Raw genomic sequence first — 974 nt, 5'->3', positions numbered from 1 at the left:
TTAAGACCCAATACACCAATTTTGGCGCCAGGGAAAAATGAAAGGGAGATATCTTTGAGGATTTCTTTCTTAGGTGGGACAACTTTTCCCACGCGATTCATGGTGAATACGTACTGTGCCATACAAATAGCCTTAATTAGTAAAAACGGGGTCGATCTGAATGGGCTAGACGTTAGCTAAAAAAGGCAGGCTTGGCAATCCCTGCTCCAGACTAATTGACTAAATCGTTCGGAGCAGGGTAATGATTGCGATGAGGAGACTTAGATTTTCTTGCGACGAATACCCACTAAGCCAAGAAGACCTAGGCCAAGCAAGGCAATAGAAGAGGGTTCTGATACGCTTTGGGTAATGATGCGCGCATCATCAATCCAGTAGCGACCTACCGTTGCGCGATCAACCAGTATCGACTGGGAGCTAGTAAATGTTAGAAAATCGTTACTTTCCCACTTTCGAGAAGTTGATGTCTCGTAATTGGCCCCCGTACCACCAAATATATTGTCCGACGCATTGAGTTTTTTACCGTTGAGGATGATCGCAACAATGTCACTATCAAACTCAATTAATTGCTTGGTCTCTTTACCGCTCGAGGTGCCTAGTGGGTCAAAGTGAATCAGGTGAGAACTGTAACTGCCTGCACTTAGGTAAGGTGAATTTTTGCCAGTTTGCTGACCTCTTAAGGTATCACCAACGAACAGGTTACTCCCAAGCAAGTAGTCAACTTGAACCTGTTGATGAGCTATCGCAACGCCCTGTTGTTCATCAAACGTTTGAAGCTGATCAGACTCTTGTTGCGACCAGCTAAAGTTTAGCCCGTCGGCATTGCCGGTCGGGTTAATGAGGCCTGCATTGACGCTTGACGCAGCAAACAGCAGGCTGCTGACAGCAATGATTCTTTTTAGCATATTCTTTCCTGATTTGGTTTTAGTCTTTCCATAGTGCTTATGCTTTTTGGAAGAACTATTCATAAACAATGA

General features: G+C 44.5%; 1 protein-coding gene and 1 pseudogene. Both read right to left on the bottom strand.

The window, feature by feature from the left end; genetic code table 11:
- Positions 1-122: pseudogene (locus A3735_RS29890) on the bottom strand (energy-dependent translational throttle protein EttA); the annotation flags it as partial.
- Positions 123-260: 138 nt separating this feature from the next.
- A partial coding sequence (locus tag A3735_RS26105; protein ID WP_156499934.1) for a PEP-CTERM sorting domain-containing protein occupies positions 261-974 on the bottom strand: 714 nt, incomplete at its 5' end.

It is taken from the genome of Oleiphilus sp. HI0061 (assembly GCF_001635675.1).
Note: the sequence above shows the minus strand (reverse complement) of the source record. Positions and strands in the feature narration are given on the sequence as shown.